13 protein-coding genes are annotated in these 16,780 nt (G+C 54.6%); 7 read left to right on the top strand and 6 right to left on the bottom strand.

The genetic code is table 11. The annotated features are described in order from the left end of the window. Window positions 1–165 precede the first annotated feature (165 nt). Window positions 166–4,197, top strand: a complete 4,032-nt coding sequence (gene purL / locus M0R70_02430; protein MCK9418218.1) for a phosphoribosylformylglycinamidine synthase — start codon at window positions 166–168, stop codon at window positions 4,195–4,197. 79 nt (window positions 4,198–4,276) lie between these two features. On the opposite strand, the gene M0R70_02425 is transcribed toward purL, so the two are convergent. After that, entirely contained in the window at window positions 4,277–5,011 is a 735-nt protein-coding gene (locus M0R70_02425; GenBank protein ID MCK9418217.1) for a septal ring lytic transglycosylase RlpA family protein, read from the bottom strand. 170 nt (window positions 5,012–5,181) lie between these two features. On the opposite strand from M0R70_02425, the gene M0R70_02420 reads away from it, so the two are divergent. Next, window positions 5,182–5,487 (top strand): Dabb family protein, encoded by a 306-nt coding sequence (locus M0R70_02420; protein MCK9418216.1) that lies wholly within the window; start codon window positions 5,182–5,184, stop codon window positions 5,485–5,487. Window positions 5,488–5,876: 389 nt separating this feature from the next. On the opposite strand, the gene M0R70_02415 is transcribed toward M0R70_02420, so the two are convergent. Beyond that, the gene (locus tag M0R70_02415; GenBank protein ID MCK9418215.1) at window positions 5,877–7,469 is read right to left on the bottom strand and encodes a hypothetical protein; all 1,593 of its coding nucleotides are present in this window, start codon (window positions 7,467–7,469) and stop codon (window positions 5,877–5,879) included. A gap of 539 nt (window positions 7,470–8,008) precedes the next feature. Next, window positions 8,009–8,704 carry a hypothetical protein gene (locus M0R70_02410; GenBank protein ID MCK9418214.1) on the bottom strand — a complete coding sequence of 232 codons (696 nt, stop codon included), beginning with the start codon at window positions 8,702–8,704 and terminating at the stop codon, window positions 8,009–8,011. 220 nt (window positions 8,705–8,924) lie between these two features. Here M0R70_02410 and M0R70_02405 point away from each other — a divergent pair, with 220 nt between their 5' ends. The 4 genes from M0R70_02405 to M0R70_02390 all read left to right on the top strand — a co-directional run bounded on the left by M0R70_02405 (window position 8,925) and on the right by M0R70_02390 (window position 12,397). Continuing rightward, a complete protein-coding gene (locus tag M0R70_02405; protein ID MCK9418213.1) occupies window positions 8,925–9,353 on the top strand; it encodes a peptidylprolyl isomerase in 429 nt (142 codons plus the stop codon). 171 nt (window positions 9,354–9,524) lie between these two features. Next, window positions 9,525–9,932: an OsmC family protein gene (locus M0R70_02400; protein MCK9418212.1), complete on the top strand. Its 408-nt coding sequence runs from the start codon at window positions 9,525–9,527 to the stop codon at window positions 9,930–9,932. Window positions 9,933–10,038: 106 nt separating this feature from the next. Beyond that, window positions 10,039–11,736 (top strand): PAS domain S-box protein, encoded by a 1,698-nt coding sequence (locus M0R70_02395; GenBank protein MCK9418211.1) that lies wholly within the window; start codon window positions 10,039–10,041, stop codon window positions 11,734–11,736. Window positions 11,737–11,752: 16 nt separating this feature from the next. Beyond that, on the top strand, window positions 11,753–12,397 hold the full coding sequence (locus M0R70_02390) for a class I SAM-dependent methyltransferase (GenBank protein MCK9418210.1): 645 nt from the start codon (window positions 11,753–11,755) through the stop codon (window positions 12,395–12,397). Between the two features lie 107 nt (window positions 12,398–12,504). On the opposite strand, the gene M0R70_02385 is transcribed toward M0R70_02390, so the two are convergent. Together M0R70_02385 and M0R70_02380 are read right to left on the bottom strand one after the other, a co-directional pair. Continuing rightward, complete coding sequence (locus M0R70_02385; GenBank protein MCK9418209.1) at window positions 12,505–12,798, bottom strand: type II toxin-antitoxin system RelE/ParE family toxin; 294 nt, start codon at window positions 12,796–12,798, stop codon at window positions 12,505–12,507. After that, window positions 12,795–13,001 (bottom strand): addiction module protein, encoded by a 207-nt coding sequence (locus M0R70_02380; protein ID MCK9418208.1) that lies wholly within the window; start codon window positions 12,999–13,001, stop codon window positions 12,795–12,797. The genes M0R70_02385 and M0R70_02380 overlap by 4 nt, the downstream gene beginning before the upstream one ends. A gap of 275 nt (window positions 13,002–13,276) precedes the next feature. On the opposite strand from M0R70_02380, the gene M0R70_02375 reads away from it, so the two are divergent. After that, window positions 13,277–14,515 carry a transposase gene (locus M0R70_02375; GenBank protein MCK9418207.1) on the top strand — a complete coding sequence of 413 codons (1,239 nt, stop codon included), beginning with the start codon at window positions 13,277–13,279 and terminating at the stop codon, window positions 14,513–14,515. A 450-nt stretch (window positions 14,516–14,965) separates the two neighbouring features. Here M0R70_02375 and yidC read toward each other — a convergent pair whose 3' ends face one another. Next, the gene (gene yidC, locus M0R70_02370; protein MCK9418206.1) at window positions 14,966–16,657 is read right to left on the bottom strand and encodes a membrane protein insertase YidC; all 1,692 of its coding nucleotides are present in this window, start codon (window positions 16,655–16,657) and stop codon (window positions 14,966–14,968) included. Window positions 16,658–16,780 lie beyond the last annotated feature (123 nt).

Here is a 16,780-nt window from a genome sequence, read left to right as displayed (position 1 = left end):
CATCATAGAAGACGCGAGGAAACGCGCCGAGACTAGTCGAATGCACTATGCCATTCAGCTTTAATAGCGAGCATTCAATCATTCGCTAAGATAGTGTCGCGAAAATAAATCCTCTCAAGTGGAGCACTGCAAGATCGGCCTCAAGGAAACAAAGGAATCCATGATATGATTCTCTTTCATCACTATCGCTCCCCGGCGCTCTCCACGTACCAGACCGCCGACCTGCTCACAACGGCCCAGCATAAGGTAGATCCCGCAATAACCGGGATCAAGACCGAGTTCTGCTTCAACATCGCAGCCACAGAGCCGTTGTCAGCTGACGAAATGCGCCTGCTGCGCTGGCTCCTGGCCGAGACCTTCGAGCCTAAAAAGTTTTCCGACAGCAGTTTCCTCATTCGTCCCTCGTCCCTCGTCCCTCGTCCTACGGTTTTAGAGGTCGGCCCCCGCATGAACTTCACCACTGCCTGGTCCACGAACGCGGTCTCGGTCTGCCACGCCTGCGGCCTCAGAAAGATCACGAGGATCGAGCGTTCCCGGCGGTACCTGCTCCTGCTTGATGATCCATCAGCCATGAGCAATGAGCTCAAAATTGTCTTTCTCTCCCTTGTCCACGACCGCATGACCGAGTGCCCGTATCCCAACCCGCTCAAAACTTTCGAGACCGGCATCAAACCGGAACCCGTGCGCATGATCCCGCTCATGGAACAGGGCAGGGCTGCGCTCGAAACGATCAACCGCGAGATGGGACTGGGGCTCGATGACTGGGACCTGGATTACTATACCAATCTTTTTGTAAAGGACATCAGGCGCAATCCCACGAACGTGGAGTGCTTCGACCTGTCGCAATCCAACAGCGAACACTCGCGCCACTGGTTTTTCCGCGGCAAGCTCATCGTCGATGGGAAGGAAGTTCCCGGCAACCTGATGAAGATCGTGAAGGCCACCTACGACGCGAACCCGAACAACAGCGTTATCGCTTTCAGCGACAACTCAAGTGCCATCACGGGATACGATATTACCACCATCATCCCCGAGCTTGTCGGGAAGCCGTCGGCGTTCATCGCATCGCGGCGTACATACCATATTATTTTCACGGCCGAGACGCACAACTTCCCGTCCGGCGTAGCGCCCTTCCCCGGCGCCGAGACCGGCACGGGCGGCCGCATCCGCGATGTGCAGGCAACGGGCACGGGCGGCCTCGTGGTCGCGGGCACGGCTGCTTACTGTGTGGGCAATCTCCGCATATCCGGGTACGAGCTTCCCTGGGAAGACGCGGCATATTCCTATCCAACCAATCTCGCGTCGCCGCTCCGGATCGAGGTCGAGGCCAGCAACGGTGCGTCGGACTACGGCAACAAGTTCGGAGAGCCCGTGATCCAGGGTTTCACCCGCTCCTTCGGTCTTCGCCTGCCTGACGGCGAGCGCAGAGAATGGCTTAAGCCGATCATGTTCAGCGCCGGCGTGGGCCAGATGGATTCCCGCCACACGAAAAAAACAGAGGCATCAAAGGGCATGCTCGTGGTCAAGGTCGGAGGCCCGGCCTACCGCATCGGCATGGGCGGCGGCGCCGCCTCGTCCATGATCCAGGGCGAGAACATCGCCGAGCTCGACTTCAACGCGGTACAGCGCGGCGACGCGGAGATGGAGCAGAAGATGAACCGCGTGATCCGCGCCTGCGTGGAACTGGGCGAGAGAAACCCGGTCCAGAGCATCCACGATCAGGGCGCGGGCGGCAACTGCAACGTGGTGAAAGAGATCGTGCACCCCGCGGGCGCGAGGATCGAGATCCGCAAGATCCAGGTCGGCGACAACACGCTCTCGGTCCTCGAGATATGGGGAGCGGAATACCAGGAACAGAACGCGCTCCTTTTGAAACCCGAACACGAGGGACTGTTCCGGTCGCTCTGCGATCGCGAGAAGATGCCGATGGCGATCATCGGCACGATCACCGGCGACGGATATATCGTTCTGTTCGATGAGATCAACGGAACGACACCCGAAAAACTGGAGCTTGCCAGGGTGCTCGGCGACATGCCGCAAAAGAGCTTCACGCTCGAGAGAAAGAAAAGAACGCTCAAACCGCTCGAACTTCCGAAAGGCCTGACCATTCGCGCAGCGCTCGATCGTGTGCTCCGTCTGGTCTCGGTGGGCTCCAAGCGCTTTCTCACGAACAAGGTCGACCGCTCGGTCACCGGGCTCATCGCGCAGCAGCAGTGCGCGGGCCCGCTCCAGCTTACGGTGTCCGACGTGGCCGTGATCGCCCAGTCTCACTTCGGCCTGACCGGCGCCGCGATCTCCATTGGTGAACAACCCGTAAAGGAATTGCTCGACCCCGCGGCCATGGCAAGGATGAGCGTGGGCGAAGCGCTCACGAACATCGTCTGGGCAAAGGTGAGCGGGCTCGGCGATATTCGCTGTTCGGCAAACTGGATGTGGGCGCCGAAGCTTCCCGGCGAAGGCGCGAGACTCTACGATGCGGCCGTTGCCATGCGCGACGTGATGATCGCACTCGGCATGGCAGTGGACGGCGGCAAGGACAGCCTGTCCATGGCCGCCAGGGTCACGAATCCCGACGGTTCTCACGAGACCGTGAAATCACCCGGCACGCTCGTGATCTCGGCCTACGTCACCTGCCCGGACATCACCAGGACCGTGACCCCGGACCTCAAGGCGCCGGGGAAAAGCAAGCTTATGTTCATCGACCTCTGCAGGGGCAAGAACCGGCTCGGTGGTTCCGCGCTCGCGCAGGTCTTCGGCCAGGTGGGCGACGCCTCGCCGGACCTCGACGATCCCCTGCTTCTTGCCAGGGCATTTAATGCGGTACAGCAACTGGTTTCCGACGGATTGATTCTCGCGGGCCATGACCGCTCTGACGGGGGCCTCATCACCACACTGCTCGAAATGGCCTTTGCGGGAAATTGCGGCATTGAGGCGGATCTGGGCAACCACGGACAGGGGCAGGAGGACGGGATCGAACTTTTGTTCTCTGAAGAACTGGGACTGGTGCTCGAATATCTCCCGGCACAGGAGGCGCAAATAATCTCCGTTCTGTATAAGGCCGCGTTGCCGCATCGGGTGATCGGCAACACGAGCGTACAAAAGCGAATTATTATTTCACTCCGAACTGGTTCGACTAATGCTCACCATCATGAGCGACAGTCGAATGATCCGAACAGCTCGACTGAGCTCGCCGAAGTCTCTGAACTCCGAACTATTTTGAACGAAGACATGCTTGTGCTCAGAGACATCTGGGAAGAGACGAGCCATCAGCTCGATCTTCTTCAAAGGAATCCCGAGAATATCCGCGAAGAGCGCAGGAATATCTATGACCGCACGGGACCAACTTTTGCGATACCGTTCGTGCCGAAACCCACCGACATATCGATCATGGATCGCAAGGACAAACCAAAGATCGCGGTCATCCGCGAAGAGGGAAGCAACGGCGACCGCGAAATGGTCTCCGCCTTCTTTCTCGCGGGCTTCGAACCCTGGGACGTGACCGTCACCGACCTGCTCGAAGGCCGCGTCACGCTCGACCGGTTCAGGGGCGTTGTGTTCGTGGGCGGGTTCAGCTACGCGGATGTGCTCGATTCGGCAAAAGGCTGGGCCGCTTCGCTCCGCTTCAATAAAAAGGTCTGGGACCAGCTCGAAACATTTTATCATCGACCCGACACCTTCAGCCTCGGTGTGTGCAACGGCTGTCAGCTCATGGCGTTATTAGGATGGGTGCCCTGGCGCGGCATTGCGGATGAGCTCCAGCCGCGCTTCATCCACAACCGGTCGGGCCGTTTCGAGTCCCGCTTCTCGACGGTCAAGATCCTGAAAAGCCCTTCGATCATGCTGCAGGGCATGGAACATTCAGTGCTCGGCATCTGGGTGGCCCACGGTGAAGGCATGGCCTACTTTCCGGATGAGAACATGCTCAAAGAGTGCGAGCATGGACTTGCCCCTGTTCGCTATGTGGATGATGCATCGAAGATCACCGAATCCTATCCTTTCAATCCCAACGGCTCCCCCGCGGGCATTGCCGGGCTTTGCTCCCCCGATGGCCGCCACCTCGCCATGATGCCGCACCCGGAACGCGCGGTGCTCACCTGGCAGTGGGGCTGGATGCCCGGGGACCTCAAAAAATCCCTCGCTGCCTCGCCGTGGCTCACCCTGTTCCAGAATGCGCGCGAGTGGTGTGAAAAAAAATAACCGGCGAGAGAGATCATTCATCTCAATCGTCGGCCATGTTTTCCCGCAGCCGCCATCTCAAGTACCACCGTACGAAGGATCACTCCAGCGAAACCGTAAAGCTCCCCGGGTACCCATGCTCGGAGAATTCCCTCTCAGCGTCTTCAGCAGCCCTCAGCGAAGTATACTTTCCTGCGTAGACCCGATGAAAGATCTCTCCATTAATGTTCGTCAGGTGGATCTCCGAGAAGCCGACGGTTCTTTTCATTTCCCCGGACAGGCGTTCTGCATTGCCATATTCCTTGAACGAGCCTATCTGCACCGTATAGTTGCCGGCATCATAGTTCTCGATCGCGCTATAGTGATCCGCGCCGCTTCCGCGGTACCCAAGCGCCTCGATCCTCACCGGCGCTGTTCCCGCAATATCGACTCCGAGCGTCTTGGCCGCTGAATAGGACAGATCGATGACCCTGCCTTTGACAAAGGGGCCCCGATCGTTTACGCGCACAACGGCCTCACGTCCGTTTTCCCTGTTCTGGACCCTGACGAACACGCCGAGCGGCAGCGTTTTGTGCGCGGCGGTCATGGCATGCATGTCATAGGTCTCGCCGTTGCTCGTTTTTTTTCCGTGAAAATCCGGACCGTACCAGCTTGCGATGCCGCTCTGAACGAACCCCGCATGGGTCTGCAGCGGCTCGTATCGCTGGCCCAACACCGTGTAGGGCCTTTGATATGCCTTCTGCCCGGAAGCCGGAGGCTTTGTCGCCGTGAACTTTTTCGGCGCGCAGGATGAAGCCAGTAGTAAACAGCACAGGACCAGTATGCTCCGCTTCATCATTGTTGCCATACCCCTTGCTCTTTTATTGCTCCCCGTGTATTATCCTTCGCAGGAGCGCTCACAAAAGACGAACGCGATGCTATAATACAAACTATTGAATGGGAGAGCAACAGAAAAAAGGCCGGCTGTTCCGTCAAAACATTTTTTTCGCGCAAGGAGACGCGTCCATGATAAAACATGTCGTGATGTGGAAGCTCAAGGATTTTGCGGAAGATGCGGACAAGGCACGGAACGCGAAGAGGATCAAGATCGAGCTGGAGGCGTTAAAGAACACGATCCCGCAGATCTTTCACCTTGAGGTCGGCATCAATTTTCTCGAAGCCGATGCCGCCTATGATGTGGTGCTCTTTTCCGTTTTCAAGAATGAGAAGGACCTCGAGCTCTATCAGAACCATCCGGACCATCGCGCGGTCGCCGAGTTCATCGACAACGTGAAAGAAGACCGGGCCGTTGTCGACTACAAGACGCTTTGACATTTTTTGTCTATATATAAGGAAGCCGCATTCAATTCTGAAGTGCAACAAATGAGCGAGTTACTTCCAGAGGTGTTTTGAATCCCAAGCATCTTCTGGGTCGGTTGTTGATCAGCTTTTCGTTTTCTTATCTGCTTTTTGTCAAACGTACTGAAATCAGTGCTCTTTGGCAAGTTGCGTCGGCTAAGACCATTTATTGAGCCACATAACACACCAGACTCCGGTCTGATAATGGAGTGGCAACCCGAAGGGCTCATGCAAAGTTGTCGCATGTAACAGTAAAAAATCCCCCAGCACCTGCCGGGGGATTTTCACTCTGAAAACGTATGTTTTGAAGAGTTGGAGATTGTATCTCGCCTTACATGGTCTGTACGCCTGCCGCACGGCGCCTACTGCACAATAAGGTGTCCTTCATGGCTCAGGATAATGAACTTATCGCTTCCAATATACTGCAATTCAATGGCATCATATTGGCCTCCGCTGATTGAACCCGTGATTCCAATTGTAGTGCTTGGCTTGGTCGCACTTGATGTGTAAACATAGTCTGTTGTAGCCATCACAGCGGCCAGATTGGCGCCGTCCGAGGATGAGGCCAGACAAAACCAGTTATTGGATGGCCCGCGCGGCGTCCAGCTCAAACCTGAATTAATTGATGTGTAAAGTTGACCGCCTAATTCCGAAGCAACCAAAGTAACTCCGTCTGCGGATGATGCTACAGATGACCAATATCTGGGTGCATCGCGGGACGTCCACGTTGCGCCGGAATCATCGGAGGTATACAGGCCTCCATAAGCCGCTGCAACCAGTTTTGTGCCGTTAGTAGATGAGGCAACAGACGTCCACGACAGGGTTGGACTGGTCGCGCTTACTATCCAATCTACACCTGAATTAGTGGAGGTCCACAGCTGGCCTCCGTATACTCCTGCAACCAGTTTGGTGCCGTCTGAGGATGATGCAACAGACTGCCACGATGCGGTTGGACTGGTGATCACTTCGCCCCAAGTCACACCTGAATCAGTGGAGGTATACAGCTTGCCCCCATATACTCCTGCAACCAGTTTAGTACCATCCTCAGATGAGGCAACGGTCCGCCACGACAGCGCTAGGCTGTTGCTTACGGTCCAGGTCATCCCTGAGTTAATGGAGGTATAAAACTTGCCCCCGTCCACCCCTGCAACCAGTTTTGTGCCGTCCGCAGATGAGGCAACGGTCCGCCAATAAAAGGTTCCAGTCTGTCCGCTTGAGATCCAGCTCTGCCCTGAATTCGCGGATGTCCAAATTCTGCCGCCGTAATTGAGGACAACGAGTTTAGCGCCGTCTACGGACGATGCCACGGCGGAGAATGAAGCCGATGCCAGTCGCTGGGTCCAATATTCACCAATATTAGCTTCAGGCAGGTTTCTCGTTATTATGGACTGCCCTGCATTCTGCGCGATCTTCCAGCCGCCCGAGCCGATACCTGCTACCTGTATGATATTTCCATTTGTTGGCGATGGCGGCAGCGTGATCGTGACCTGTGTAGACATATCTGCTAAATAACCGGTGTTCGCCTGGGCCTGCACCGGTGTGGTGGTGACGTTTACCCAGGTGACACCCGGTCCTGCCGGTCCTATGGCCCCGTTACAGATATAATCCGAAGACGTAATTTCGGCGCTATCAAGAATGTTATTATGGTTGGAATCCTTGCCGACACTGACCTTCTTGCCTCCGTCCGTGCAGTTTGTTCCCGCGGGCTCGGACGTAACTGCAACAAGGGTATCAAGGCCATTGCTGCCAGACGCCCCATTACACACATACTGTGTACTGGTAATTTCTTCGGGATCGAGAACTCCGTTGTTATTACTGTCTATGCCGGCATCAACCTGAATGCCCTCGTTCGGACAGGCGCTGACAGGCGCGAAATTATAGATTTTTGTAACGATTGAAGGGTCAGCCGATGTGGCAGCAGTACCCCCCCCCGCCCCCGCCTGAGCAACCGACAACGACCGCCGCAGCACAGAGAGCTGCCAACCTTTTTAGAAGACAAAACCCGGATTTGTTCATAATTTCTCCTTATGCTCACGTGCAAATAATCGCATTGAAAACCATTGTATCGTACGAGTTGTCCGAAACGCAGACGCATCCCATCATGAGGCCTCTATTGGCTGCCTTTTCTTCATTGTCGCGCAGGATTCTGTTTGTCCGCGTGAAATGCATATCGAGGCGATCGAACATCAAATACTGCGCATGTCAATTTTACGACCACCTCATCTATCGTCCTGACCCACTTGTTATTTCTTTTACTATACGCGCGGTGAATATTTTGTCAAGCTGCTACCCTGCAGGCAGTGTAAAATTCCCGCAGTAGAAAAAGGTTGATTCAATAAACCCCGTTAGAGAACTTCGTTTTCTCATGATGTAAGATTGTGTCTTTGAACCACAATCTGAGGAATGATACGTACTGCCGACAGAAGTTGGCATCTTTCTCTAACGGGGTAAACATTGCATCCGGAAAGCCTTAATCGCCGAGCGACCGGTGTTTTTATAAATACGCCGCAAAATACGGTTTGATCTCCCGGAGCAGGTCATCCGCGGCAAGCGGCACCATCTGGGCGAAGCAGTCGAGGTTCACCAGGGCGTTCACGTTGGCGTCCTTTTTCGCAGCGTCCCGCAGCCGCAGCGCGAAGTCCCGGTTCACGATGCCCACCTGCGTGTAGACATTCGCGAGACCATCAAGGTTCCAGGCGGGCGACTTGCCGTCCTGTTTCTGAAAATACTGCGCCATAAGGTACATCGAGGCCATCCTGAAGATCGTTTCCTCGAGCGAGGCAAAGGGAAGGTGGAACCGCACCATGGGCTTGAGGTGGTCCATGATCGGGCATCCGCTCGTGGTCATGATGATGCCGATGAGCGGGCTCAAGCCCTGCTGAACGGTCGTTGCTTTTGAGTACTGCCGCTCTTCGGTCGTGACAACAACCGTTACGTGCTCATGCGAGACCAGATCCTTGAACTGTTCCGCAATATCGGCAAAGTTGCGCGCTACCGGGCAGTAGGGATGCTCCCTGTCCGCAAGCGGGCAATTCTCGCATTTTTTATGATTCAGGAGCGCCCAAGGTGGCGGGGCGGGCCGCTTTTCGACCTGCAGGTCAAGCGTAGTCTGGTCCAGGACCATGGCGAAGTTCTTGACCATGCCGGAACGGAATACATACTTGTATTCAATGGTGATTGCTTTTGACATTTGTTCCCTCCCTGTGCGGAGACAGTATCGCATTGCGCCGTACTTGTCAAGACAAGGGGCACGTCAGTAATATGCAAATATACAATGAAATGATGAATTTTACAGTTGCAGTCTGCGTTCAGAAGGAGTAGATTGAATCACTGAATATCAAGGAACACCACGCAAACAGGGACGCATTTCCCTGGTTTTTTTTACTTCAACAGAACAAGAGGAGAACACCATGGTTCAGGCAAAACAGGGAGATACGGTTCAATTACATTACATGGGCAAACTGCAGGATGGGACCGTCTTCGATTCCTCACGGGAGCGCTGTCCGCTGCAGTTCACCATCGGCAACGGACAGGTGATCGCCGGATTTGAACAGGCGGTGATCGGAATGAAGGTCGGCGAGCTCAAGACCGCACGGATCCCGATGGAGCAGGCGTATGGTCCCCATCGCGAGGACATGATCGTGAAGATGGACCGCAGCAAACTGCCGTCGGGCGTGGATCCAAAGATCGGCCAGCGTCTCGAAATGACCCAGGTCGATGACCAGACCAGCCTGGTCACGGTAACGGATGCGAACGAAACAACCTTGACGCTCGATGCCAACCATCCTTTGGCTGGCAAGGAACTGACCTTTGATATTGAGCTGGTCGGGATCGTGTAGGGGATCGACTGATTTTCTCTGATACGAAGGCAATTAATGTTGATAAAAACGTAAAAAGACTATTCTCACACAAAGCCACGAAGCTCACAAAGAAAACCTAAACTGCCTTTTTCTTTCTTCGTGTCTCCGTGCCTTCGTGTGAAAAAATGTATTTTTTAAATAGGAGCCGTCATGGACATCACGATCACCTTTCCCGGCGGGAAAAAGGTCAACGCTGAAATGAACGGAATGGTCATTCCCACGGACCAGTCGAAACTCCAGGGCGGCGAAGACAGCGCGCCGAGTCCCTATCTTCATTTTCTTGCCTCCATCGGGACCTGTGCCGGCATCTATGTCCTCAGTTTCTGTCAGGAGCGGAAGATACCAACCGACCACATTACCCTCACCGAGCGGCTCGAATATGCGACCACGCCTGAAGGGAAACAGGTCCTGGACACCATCGCCATTGACATCAATGTTCCGCGGGACTTTCCGGAAAAGTACCACAAGGCCCTTATTAAGGTCGTGGACCAGTGCGCCGTAAAGAAGACCATTATGTACCCGCCGAAGTTCGCGATCAATACCATCGTTCGGGGATAAGCCCTGCAAAGGCGCCTCAAGTCCTGCTCTACGAGTACTACCAGGTTGTCCGCCTGTTCTCCGCTTCGCCCGTTGGGGAGAAATCAGGTGTAAGCGGGAATTCACTATGAAAAAAACACTCGGCCTGCAATCCATTTTTCGCATCGTCCTCTACTACCTCGTGTTCGGCATCGCCTGGATCATCCTGTCCAAAAACGTGCTCGACCTGCTCACTCCGGATCCGCATCAGATGAGCGTTTTCCAGACCTATACCGGCTGGGCCTTTGTTATCGCCAGCTCCCTGCTCATCTATTTTACCATCCAGCGCGAGCTCCGGTCGCGAGCGCGTACCGAGATGATCTTGCGCGAGTCCGAAGAAAAATACCGCACCCTTATTGAAACCGACAACGACGCAGTCTTCATCATTGACGCGGAAACGGGGATCATCCTTGACGCCAACAAAAAAGCCGACGACCTCCTCGGAATGCCCCATGAGAAGATCATCGGAATGCACCAGAAGTCGATCCATGCCGGGGAAGACGCCGACCAATGCGCCAGGATCCTTGAAGACGGGCTCAGGAACGACGGCGTCGTCTCCGGCGACATCTGCGTTTTCAACCGGGGGGGGAGGAAAATACCCGTTGAGGTCAGTGTGACCGTCGTCGAACGGCGCGGAAAACGGGTCATTCAGAGCTTCTTCCGGGACATCACCAAACGAAAACATGCCGAAGACCTGGCAAAGGAACGGCTCCAGCGCCTCACCGCTCTTCATGCCATCGACATGATCATCAGCTCGAGCCTCGATCTTCGGGTCACGCTCTCGGAGTTTCTCGACCTCGTGATCGCACAACTGCACGTGGACGCCGCTGATGTTCTGCTCCTGAACCCGCACACCCAAACCCTCGAATACGCCGCGGGCCGCGGGTTCCTTTCGAAGGACATTCAACGATCGCGTCTCCGTATGGGTGAAGGCATTGCGGGCCTTGCCGCCCTGGAGCACCGGAGCATCAGCATCCCGAATATCCTTGACCCCGCAAGCGGTTTCCGGCGCGCGCCGCTCTTCGAGAGCGAAGGCTTCATCGCCTATGCCATGGTGCCGCTCATGGCAAAAGGCCATATAACGGGCGTGCTTGAGGTCCTTCACCGGTCCCCCCTGGTCCTTGATACGGAATGGCTGAATTTCCTCGAAGCGCTTGCGGCCCAGGCCGCCATTGCCATAAACAACGCCGCTCTTTTCAATGAGCTCCAGCGATCAGCCATCGAGCTCACCGTGGCGTACGATGCCACCCTCGAGGGCTGGGCCCGCGCCCTCGATCTTCGAAACCGGGCGACCGAGCGCCACACCGAGCGGGTCGCGGAAATGACCATGCGCCTCGCGCGAAGCATGGGGATCAGCGAACAGGAGCTGGTGCATATTCGTCGAGGCGCGCTCCTGCACGACATCGGCAAGATCGCCATTCCCGACAGCATCCTGCTGAAGCCCGGCCCCCTTACGAGCGAGGAGTGGACCCTGATGCACAAGCATCCCCAGGACGCCTTCGATATGCTTCAGCCTATCGCGTATCTCCGGTCTGCGCTGGACATTCCTTATGCGCACCATGAAAAGTGGGACGGCAGCGGGTATCCCCGCGCGTTAAAGGGAGAACAAATTCCTCTCGCGGCCAGGATCTTCGCTGTCGCGGACGTATGGGACGCCATGACCGATGAGTTGCGGCCGTACAGAAGAGCGATGTCAAAAGAGGAAATTCGAGAACACATTCGCGGGTTGGCGGGGAGCCACCTTGATCCAAAGGTGGTTGAGGCGTTTTTGAAGCTGGAGTGGTAGTTCTGATGAGAGGACCATGCCCGGCGTAAATAACTTTGAAAAGAACGTGCAACAATACGAAGAGTGGTTTGTCGATAATCCCTTTGCCTACGTGTCCGAGCTCCATGCCGTGCAGAAACTGCTTCCGGTGAAGGGGAGCGGGATCGAGATCGGCATGGGAACCGGCCGTTTTTCAGCGCCGCTCGGGATCAAGCAGGGGATCGAACCGTCGCGCTCCATGGCAGAGGTCGCGAAGAAAAAGGGGCTCGACGTCCTCTCCGGTGTAGCCGAGAACCTGCCGTACAAGGATTCAGAATTCGATTTCTGCCTCATGGTCACCACGGTCTGTTTTCTTGACGATATCGATCGGGCTTTCCAGGAGGCTTACCGGGTGCTCAATCCGCGCGGCTCGTTCATCATCGGATTCGTGGACAAGAACAGCCCCATCGGTAATACATACCAACAGCAGAAGAACGAGAGCCTGTTCTACAAGGCAGCCACATTCTATTCCGTCGATGACCTTCTCGTTCATCTCAAAAAGGCCGGGTTCCTGAAATTCCGCTTTTGCCAGACGCTCTTCGGTCCTCTGCAGGACATGCAGGAACCGTCAGAAGTTAAAGAAGGGTTCGGTGAAGGTTCGTTCGTGGTGATCAGGGCGGATAAATCTGAAGAGGATATGTAGGTAGCTACAAATACACAAAAATTACGGGGAAAAACGCGCGCCTGACGCGCCGCTGGTTGAAGTCATAGTGCGATATAACTGGCCCTGGTCTGCTCAAACAAGAGATTCTACTTCTGCCTGTCAATCCAGTAGTCCGGTTGCCGATGTAAATGAGCGAATGCAAGAACGACTATTTTGTCAGCTTGAATGGAATAGAGAATCTTATATGGGAATTTGTGGACGATGTAACGCCGGATTTCCTTGCGCTCCGGCGGCCATGCTTGAGGGTACTGTTGAATGCGGAGAAGGGAATGTCTGATTTGTTCCTTGAATTGGGATCCTAAGCCGGGTTGCTCTGTTTCATAAAACTCTTTAGCCTCATCATATTCCCGACGGGCAATTTCGAGAATCTCAATTTTCATTTAGCGAACATATCCTCGAATGAGACTGTTTTAATCTTGCCGGCCTTGTATGCCTTGAGTCTTTTCTCGGCTTCAACCGCCCATATCCTTTCAATTTTTGGATCGGTTATATCAAGGCTCCGAAGCAAGGCTTCGATAAGAAGGGATTTTTCCGCTGGTTTAAGGTTTAAGGCTTTTGAAATTATAGTTCTTGTCGGGCTCATATATTTACCAAACCTCCACTATCCGTTTATTTGCTGCTGTTCTGTTGACAATTATAACAATATAGCAATTGTTTATCAATCAGTTTTCGCTAGTAAACATCCTTGTTTCCAATTTATCTAACATACAATAAGAAGCTGACAACCAACAGCCCAAGGCCGCATAGGATGATGCTAAAAATGCCGCCGATGCTTTTACGTTCAATAACGCCTAAAGCTTGTAGGCTGGGCTAAGCCCAACGTATTCGTATTGAAAGATGTTGGGCAAGTTGAACTTTTTGCCCAACCTACCACTGTTCGTCAAGACCATCAAGAAGTTCCTCGTAAACCTTAAACGCCATCACAAAGACCTCTACGAAGCTCTGGATAAGGCCCTTTCCGACCGGTACATGACCAAACAGGGAGAAGCTGTCTTCTCGATGGTTAAGCCTTCGGAATCGACAAAGACACTTGCGAGCTTGGCTGAGGACGTTTTCACCCTTGTGGAACATTTCAGGGGAAATGAGCCGGTCGTCACCATGACCAGTTATCAGTTCCTTATCCGGCTGCTCAAGGAACAGTGCATCCTGGCGCGTGTTGATACGCATACCACTCAGGTCTCGGTCAAAGAGAACAAAGACGTTTCGTCTGACTCATTGCAGAACCCTTCCGACCCTGATGCCGGGTATAACGGCTATAAGGGCCAAGGCTATCAGGTGCAGGTCGCCGAAAGCTACGGTACTTCCGAAGATACCGACACCCTGAATTTGATCACCGGTGTGATCGTCGAACCTGCACACAAGCGCGACGCTCATGCCCTGGTCCCTCTCATCGAAACCATCACGGAGCTTGGCCTGAAACCGAAAGAAGCCTTGGCCGATACCCTTTACGGCGGTGACGAGAACTGCCAGAAGGCGGCAGCTCTGGGTGTTGAAATCATTTCGCCGGCCAAGGGCACAGGACCCAAGGCCTCTTCGCTCACGGAATTCACCATAAACAGCATGAACGAGGTAACCGCATGCCCAATGGGAAATGCACCGGAACACACAGAAAGCCGGAATGACAAGTACACCGCGTTCTTCTCAAAAAGAATCTGTCGCGGCTGTTCCCGAAAGAAAATGTGCCCGTCGAAGCTCGTCAAAAAAGGACGCTCTCTCAGATACGACGATAAGGCGATCCGTCTGGCACGGCGGCGTGTGTACGAAGAATCCCCCGAGTTTCGGAACCGGTACCGTTTTCGTGCGGGAATCGAAGGGACCATGTCTCAGCTTGATCGCTTGACTGGAATCAAGAACCTTCGCGTCCGAGGCATGTCCAGCGTGAGCTTCGCCGCTTACTTAAAAGCAGCGGGGATCAACATCATCCGGGAGGCGGCATATCGAATCCGGGAAGCCGAAGGAGAACCGGCCCCCACAGCCGCTTTTTCCTTGCTATCTTGTGCTGTCAAAGAGCGATTGCAGCGCGTTTCAGCGGCCATCCAATGTTGGAGCAGTCTCCAATGGCCGAATATGCACTTCGCGGCGCTTTTTGCCGCGTGACTTCTTACGAGACCATCAATATTAGATGCTTTCAAGGTATATAGTACTATATGCTTTTCGTACATACGGTGACATGAATATATACCTGATTCACGACTGTGTCAACGCTGACGAATAGGGTTTGACGAATGGGGTTGACGAATGGGGTGACGAATGGGGTATTTTATGGGTAAATGCTGAAGAACGGGTGGCCAACTGCCTTTTTTAGCAGGCTGTTGAAAAAGTCACTGCTTACGGCATAATTCGTCATCCCCGTGAAAACGTGGATCCAGAACATTTTTGGACCCTGGATTCCCGCCGCAGCCTGCCCCAGCATGACGCAAGCAGGGGCGGGAATGACAGGAGGGGCGCGAGATCAATTTTTGAACAGCATCTTAGTCCAATTGTGTCTCGATGCTCCTGCCTTGATTCCATTCATCCGGGCGAAAAAACCGTACAACCGTGTCAGCGCTACGACGAAAGAAGCGGCGTGTTCCCCGACGCACCGATAAGCTTCCGCACATAGAGCTGCTGCACGATCGAGAGCACGTTGCTCAGGGTGATGTAGAGCAGGAGCCCCGCCGGGAGCCATGCGAACATGAAAATAAAAGCGATGTTCATGAACATCATGATCTTTGCCTGCTGCGGGTCGGGAGTGGAAGACGTCATTTTCATCGTCAGGATCATGCTTACGCCCATGAGCACCGGCAGGATGTAGAAGGGGTCAAAGACCGAGAGGTCCTTGATCCAGAACGAAATGAATGACGCGTGGCGCAGCTCGATGGACACGGACAGCACGTTGTAGAGCGCCACGAAGAACGGGAGCTGCAGGAGCATGGGCAGACACCCGCCGACCGGGTTCACCTTGTGGTCCTTGTAGAGCTTCATCATCTCGGTATTCATCTTCGACGGGTCCTTCTTGAGTTTCTCCCGGAGCGCCAGGATCTGGGGCTGGATCTTCTTCATCTCCTCCATGGACATAGCGCTTTTCAGAGAAGGATAGAACAACAGGATCCGCACCACAATGGTGAGCAGGATGATCGCGATACCGTAATTCCCGGTGAGCGCATAGAACTGCTTCATGAGCCAGAACATGGGCTTGGCAAGGATGCCGAACCAGCCGTAGTCAACCATCTGCTCCAGTCCATGGCCGTATGATTGCAGTTGCGAATAGCTCTTGGGTCCCGCGTAGAGCGTGAAGGCGCGCGCTTCCGGTTTTTCTTTCACGGTCAGCGCGGTCGTGAGCAGGTCGCCGACCTCTTTCGGGGCCGTTGTTCGCTTGCCCGTCACGAGACCCTGGCCCCCGTAAATGATGGTGGCGGTGAAATACTTGTCCGCTTGACCAAACCATCCGATGGCGCCGGCGTGCTGCACCTCGCCCTTTATGTCCTCAATCTTCTCGCTCAGCACCTTGCCGTCGGTCTGATCAACCAGCGCGACGCGTCCGCTTGCATCCGAGCTCGTCTTGTCCGCAAGACCGAAGTCTGTTCCGAGAGACAGGTCATAGCCGTCCAGCCCGCTGGTATTGACGACGACATCAACCTTGTACTCATCATTGTAAAAGGTCAACCGTTTTTCGATACGCAGGCCGGCAGGACCCGCATAGGTGAGGACCAGGGTCTCTGATTTTTTGTCCATGCCGAGCCGCACGGCGTCGCGGTCCGCGCGATACTCCACCTGAGAAAGCTTGTACAGTTCCTTGTCAAGAGGGATCATGGTCAGCGGCGCGACCATGTCCTTTTTGTCGATACCTGCATAGACCGGCAGAAGCTGGACATTGCCGAGCTCCTTCTTCGGAGCTTCAACTTTCGGCGCCTGTCCCATTATCTTATGGTACATGACCACGAGCCCGACCGGGGTCTTGTCCGACTCCCGGTAGTGCTTGAGCTCCCAGCCCGAGATCACCCCGCCGGCCGTGTTCACCGTGGCCTTCACCAGATCGGTCTCAATGATGATGTCGCGGCCCCTGGCAGCTTGCTCGATCTTCGCGGCCAGTGCAGCGGCGCGAACCGGTTTCTGCGCGGGTTGTTCCGGCGCTGCCTCCTGCTGTGCCTGCACCGGGGCAGCGGGTTTCTCGGGCAATTTGGGCGCAAAGAAACGCATATAGCCCACGAACACGAGCAGAGAAAGGGAAAGCGCTAAAATGAACCTTCGTGTTTCCATGGAACCTCCGAAATTATTTTATTGGGTCGTCAAGATTTAACCACAGAGCACACAGAGAAAACCTTGATTGAATGGAGGAAAGGCCTCTGTGTTCTCTCTCCCCTCCGGAGCCTTGTTGCATTA

The organism is Nitrospirota bacterium (genome assembly GCA_023229435.1).
Classification (GTDB): Bacteria; Nitrospirota; UBA9217; order UBA9217; family UBA9217; genus JALNZF01.
This window is presented reverse-complemented; position numbering and strand designations above follow the sequence as displayed.